Source organism: Flavonifractor sp. An306 (assembly GCF_002159455.1).
Lineage (GTDB): Bacteria > Bacillota > Clostridia > Oscillospirales > Oscillospiraceae > Flavonifractor.
The window spans coordinates 1-1,722 of sequence record NZ_NFIQ01000178.1 but is presented as its reverse complement, the minus strand read 5'-3'; the positions used below and the strand labels follow the sequence as shown (position 1 = coordinate 1,722).

The following is a 1,722-nucleotide window of genomic DNA, read 5'->3' as shown; positions in this document are numbered from 1 at the left end:
TCGCAGCCATGTCCCCGGTTGTGGCAAAGGCCATTGAGCAGATGATGGCCGAGCAGGGAGACAAGTTCTCGCTGGAGAAGGTCAATCTTGCAGAGCTGAAGCGCCGTACTGGGATTTCCCGCGCCAGACTGCGCCGGATGAAGGAGCACGGCTTTGAGGACACTGAGCACGCCACAAAGTGCCGGAAAGCGAGCACCACGCTCCTGAGCGGCTATACAGGTAATGCTGCTTGCGCCGACACTGATACATTCTGTGGGTATCGTATCCTTGCAGTAGATGGAACGGCGGTAAACATGCCACGTAATCCTAGTGCCCCTTCTTTTGTTCAAAACGAGAGTGCCCCCAAAGGGTACAATCAGCTACATGTCAATCCGCTGTATGATGTGCTGAACAAGACTTATTTTGATGTGGTAATACAGCCAGAACCGCAAAAGGATGAAATCGGTGCTCTGGTTGAGATGTTGAAACAAAATGATTTTAACCAGAAAACATTGATTGTTGCTGATCGAGGATATGAAAGCTATAATTTGCTAGCCCACCTCATAGAAAAACCAAACACAGATTTTCTCATCCGAGTTAAGCAAAACCACTCGGCCATGAGGGAGATTGCTCGTTTGCCTATGTTTGAGCTTGATTGTGACATTAGCTTCACAATCACAACAACGCAGACAAACGAGGACAAGCAGCGGCGGTATATTTTCCTGCAAGTACCGAAAAAGAGCAAACCAGGTTCAAAGACTCGGCGGGGCCGCTGGGATTTTCAAAGTCCCTATACAATGAAACTAAGGATTGTTCGCTTTCAGTTGGAAACAGGAGAATTTGAAACGATTGCAACCTCACTTCCGCGTTCATTTACACTAGAAGATATCAAAGAGTTATATCATATGCGCTGGGGGATCGAAACCAGCTTTAGAGACCTAAAATATTCGCTCGGCCTGGTTAATCTCCACGGCAAATCTGACGCTTTTGTGGAACAAGAAATTTACTCCGCGCTGACAATGTTTAATTTTACCAGCAGGATCGTGCGTGAAGTAGTGATACAACAGCCCAAGGATGGCATATATGCCTACCGTGTCAATTTCAAAATGGCGGTGGTATTGTGCCGCAAATATTTCAGAACGCCGAAAGGTAGCAGTGACGAACTTATGCGGCAAATTGCCCGCCACACGATTCCAATTAGGCCCGGACGCCGGGATAACCGAAATCTTCGCATAAAAGGATTTGTTGGCTTTACATATCGTGTTGCTGCATAGCAGAAGCAAAAAAAGAGGGGCAGGGGGCTAATCTTCCAGCCCCTCCCCCATATATATTTTTTCAAAAGGCTGTTTTCTTGTCTCAAAAGCGGCGTTTTTTAAAAAAAGAAAGCTCTCTTATCTTAATGCCATAGAAAAAAGCAAAAATAAACATATATAGGCGCAAAATTATAACATGTCAAGCAGATGAATTAAAAAAGCAATGATTTTCTATAAAGCCGATATAGCTTTATAAAGGAACAAAAATCAACTAGTTCCATTGACGATGCAAAAAACTGACTGTGTTTTGGGACAGACCATATTTTTTTGAACTTTACTCGAGGAAAACAGCCATTAAGTTTAGAATTTTTGCAAATATCAACTAGGGCTTGTTTGAAAAATAAAAGTTGCACAAAAGGAGCAGATATGCGAAACTAGAGGTATGAAATGCTATGAATTAACAACAGAACAATGGGAACGTGTCAAACCT

Annotated in this window: 1 protein-coding gene; it reads left to right on the top strand. The window is 43.6% G+C overall.

Annotated elements, in window-relative coordinates; translation table 11 throughout:
* On the top strand, positions 1-1,253 hold a 1,253-nt coding region (locus tag B5F88_RS19325), incomplete at its 5' end, for an IS4 family transposase (RefSeq protein ID WP_140402221.1).
* Positions 1,254-1,722: the final 469 nt, after the last annotated feature.